Raw genomic sequence first — 4,128 nt, 5'->3', positions numbered from 1 at the left:
GTTGGTAACGGGGCTTTTGCTTTTCTTTGCCGTGAACGATGGGTTAAACCATATCCAGCCGGGTTTTTCGCTGCGGCGGCGGATAGAGGCGGTCCAGCTGCGCGAGCTCTTCCCCACTGAGGGCGATATCGAGCGCTGCGGCATTCTGCACCACATGCTCAATACTGGCCGCTTTCGGGATCGCCAGCACTCCCGGATGACGAATCACCCAGGCGAGCAGCAGTTGCGCTACCGTAATCCCCCGCGCGTTAGCCATATTAATGATATCGCTATGCTGAAAAAGTCCATCGCGTAAGCGCCCCGCCTGCGCCAGCGGGCAGTAGGCCATCACCGGCAGACTGTGCTGCTGGCACCAGGGCAGGAGATCGTATTCAATGCCCCGCGATGCGAGATGGTAGAGCACCTGGTTGGTTGCACAGTGCTCGCCATCCGCCGTCCGCCACAGCGCCTGCATATCCTCGGTGTCCAGATTAGAGACGCCCCAGCGGCGGATCTTGCCCTCGGCCACCAGCTTCTCCATCGCCTCAACCGTCTCCTGCAGCGGGATATCCCCGCGCCAGTGCAGGAGATACATGTCCAGATAGTCAGTCTGCAGCCGGCGCAGGCTGTTTTCACAGGCGCGGTGCATCGCCGCTTTGCCGGCATGCCAGGGATAGACTTTGGAGACCAGCACTACCCGGTCGCGCAGACCGCGGATCGCCTGGCCCACCACTTCCTCCGCCCCGCCGTCGGCGTACATTTCCGCCGTATCGATCACCGTCAGTCCATGGTCGATGCCCGCCCGCAGTGCAGCCACTTCCTGCTGACGCTGCGCCGCATGTTCGCCCATATACCAGGTGCCCAGCCCGATGGCCGGCACTGCCGCCTGCTCGCCGAAGCGTACTGTTTTTTTCACCATCTTCTCCTCCTTAACCGTATGCACCACCATAAAGCAAAACAGGGCGCAAGGCCCTGTTTTGATGCATGAAGCGCACTGTAAGAATGCACAATCAGAAGGTGTAGGTGATCCCGGTGGAGATCAGACCGCTCCAGGATTTATCCACCATCGGACTGTCGGTAATTTCATCCGACAGACGCGTGTAGCGCGCCACGCCGTAAACGCTCCAGTCACCAAGGAAGCGATAGTTAGCCGACAGTTCCAGATACGGGTTCCAGCTACTGTCCGGGTCATAGCTGCGCATGCCGCTGCGGCGCGACTCGTGCCGGGAGACACCATAGTAGTATTCGTTCTGATTGTCGCTGTTCCACTCCACGCCAATACCCGGCGTCAGCGTCAGGTTACCGTTGGTGTAACGGTACAGCCAGGCGAGATCCCAGTTAATACCGTTGCTGTTATCCAGCGTATCGCCGGCAATCGTCGTGCGCAGGAAGCCATAGGGCGTGTTGTGGACATAAGAAAGACCGGCCATCACGGTCGATTTACGTTTATCCAGTCGACGCATCTGCTCGCTGTCGCTGTCGCCCGGCTTGAAGTACATTGGCGACCAGTAGGCCGTAATCGACAGTTTATCGTTGGTGTCATTCCACAGGTAGTAACCCCCGCCCAGACCGTGGAACCAGAAGTTTTCGCTCTCATAACTAATGACCGGCACCGGGTAGACATCCGCATCATATTGCTTATACGGATGCTCAACGACCCCTACGCCAGCCCCAAGAGTGAACTTCCCGTCGGCATGCGCCGCGCTGGCGGACGTCGCTATCAGCACGCCGAGTGCCAGAAGTTTGATTTTAGTCACAATCCATATTCCCGTTGTCAAATAATCAGCCCGTGCAGTGTACCGTCGTAGGTCTCATGCCTCAAATTCTTTACCCGATATGACACAAATCGTTCACTTTGCCACCCTTCTCTTACCATCCGGTGACAGCCCTATGACAACTTTACGTCCCAACGAATCAAAAAGCGTCATGTTCAGGATGAGTTATTGATATGTCATTGAAATTGATTTTCTGCGCCATGCAAGATTTCTAAATGCATCTACGCTTAAATTTAGAAGGTGTAATTGCCGGGCACATTCACGCTACCCCACCCGCAACCTGGCATAAGGGTTGCTGGATACCAGGAGAGCGATGTTCAGCTTATGTCTTCCGGGGGCCCCCACTATTCATATGAACGGCTCTCAACCTGTGCTAAAAAACGAAAGGACGGCATGCCATGAATATATTCGATCACTATCGCCAGCGCTACGAAGCTGCCAAGGACGAAGAGTTCACACTGCAGGAGTTTCTTACCATCTGCCGGCAAGATCGCAGTGCCTATGCCAATGCGGCAGAACGTCTGTTGATGGCCATTGGTGAACCCGTCATGGTTGATACGGCTCTCGAGCCGCGGCTATCCCGTCTCTTTTCAAACCGGGTTATCGCACGCTATCCGGCATTTGAAGAGTTTTACGGTATGGAAGACGCCATTGAGCAGATCGTTTCCTACCTCAAGCATGCCGCCCAGGGGCTGGAAGAGAAGAAACAGATCCTCTATCTGCTGGGGCCGGTGGGCGGTGGTAAATCGTCGCTGGCTGAACGGCTGAAAGCGCTGATGCAGCGCGTGCCCATCTATGTGCTGAGCGCCAACGGCGAACGCAGTCCGGTCAACGATCACCCGCTGTGCCTGTTCAATCCGCAGGAAGATGCGCAGATCCTCCAGAAAGAGTATGGCATCCCGACCCGCTATCTCGGCACCATTATGTCGCCGTGGGCGGCCAAGCGCCTGCACGAGTTTGGCGGCGATATCACTAAATTCCGCGTGGTTAAAGTCTGGCCATCGATTCTCGAGCAGGTTGCCATCGCCAAAACCGAACCGGGTGATGAAAACAACCAGGATATTTCAGCGCTGGTCGGTAAGGTGGATATCCGTAAGCTGGAACACTATGCGCAGAACGACCCGGACGCCTACGGCTACTCCGGTGCGCTGTGCCGCGCCAACCAGGGGATTATGGAGTTCGTCGAGATGTTTAAAGCGCCGATTAAGGTGCTGCATCCGCTGCTGACCGCCACCCAGGAAGGTAACTATAACGGCACCGAAGGGATCTCCGCCCTGCCGTTTAACGGGATCATCCTTGCTCACTCCAACGAATCGGAATGGGTGACCTTCCGTAATAACAAGAACAATGAGGCCTTCCTCGACCGCGTCTATATCGTCAAGGTGCCTTATTGCCTGCGTATCTCCGAAGAGATCCGCATCTATGAAAAACTGCTCAACAACAGTGAGCTGACCCATGCGCCATGCGCCCCGGGCACCCTGGAAACCCTGGCGCGCTTTTCGATTCTGTCGCGCCTTAAAGAGCCGGAAAACTCGAGCATCTACTCGAAGATGCGGGTCTATGACGGCGAAAGTCTGAAAGATACCGACCCGAAAGCGAAGTCCTATCAGGAGTATCGCGATTACGCCGGGGTTGATGAAGGGATGAACGGGCTCTCCACCCGCTTTGCCTTTAAGATCCTGTCTCGGGTATTTAACTTCGACCACGTCGAGGTGGCCGCTAACCCGGTGCATCTGTTCTATGTGCTGGAGCAGCAGATTGAGCGCGAACAGTTCCCACAGGAGCAGGCCGAGCGCTATCTGGAATTCCTCAAAGGCTATCTGATCCCGAAATACGCCGAGTTTATCGGCAAAGAGATCCAGACCGCTTATCTGGAATCCTACTCCGAGTATGGGCAGAACATTTTCGATCGCTATGTCACCTACGCTGACTTCTGGATCCAGGATCAGGAATACCGCGATCCGGACACCGGGCAGCTGTTTGACCGTGAATCGTTGAATGCCGAGCTGGAGAAAATTGAGAAGCCAGCCGGGATTAGCAACCCGAAAGACTTCCGTAACGAAATCGTCAACTTTGTGCTGCGTGCCAGAGCCAACAACAGCGGACGTAATCCGAACTGGACCAGCTATGAGAAACTGCGCACGGTTATTGAGAAGAAAATGTTCTCCAATACCGAAGAGCTGTTGCCGGTCATTTCGTTTAATGCCAAAACCTCAACCGATGAGCAGAAAAAACATGACGACTTTGTCGACCGCATGATGGAGAAAGGCTACACCCGCAAACAGGTTCGCCTGCTGTGCGAGTGGTACCTGCGGGTTCGTAAATCGTCCTGATGCGTCCCACCCCCCCCCCCCCCCGCCGCGCCGCCCCGCGG

Annotated in this window: 3 protein-coding genes; 1 reads left to right on the top strand and 2 read right to left on the bottom strand. The window is 55.7% G+C overall.

What is annotated here, in order from left to right:
• Nucleotides 1-43: 43 nt before the first annotated feature.
• Together HMPREF9538_RS10940 and HMPREF9538_RS10945 are read right to left on the bottom strand one after the other, a co-directional pair.
• Nucleotides 44-898, bottom strand: a complete 855-nt coding sequence (locus HMPREF9538_RS10940; protein WP_004213141.1) for an aldo/keto reductase — start codon at nt 896-898, stop codon at nt 44-46.
• Nucleotides 899-989: 91 nt separating this feature from the next.
• Entirely contained in the window at nt 990-1,736 is a 747-nt protein-coding gene (locus HMPREF9538_RS10945; protein ID WP_002901236.1) for a MipA/OmpV family protein, read from the bottom strand.
• Between the two features lie 416 nt (nt 1,737-2,152).
• On the opposite strand from HMPREF9538_RS10945, the gene yeaG reads away from it, so the two are divergent.
• Entirely contained in the window at nt 2,153-4,087 is a 1,935-nt protein-coding gene (gene yeaG, locus HMPREF9538_RS10950; RefSeq protein ID WP_002901234.1) for a protein kinase YeaG, read from the top strand.
• The last annotated feature ends 41 nt before the right edge of the window (nt 4,088-4,128 follow it).

This window comes from Klebsiella sp. MS 92-3 (genome assembly GCF_000195655.1).
Classification (GTDB): domain Bacteria; phylum Pseudomonadota; class Gammaproteobacteria; order Enterobacterales; family Enterobacteriaceae; genus Klebsiella; species Klebsiella pneumoniae.
This window is presented reverse-complemented; position numbering and strand designations above follow the sequence as displayed.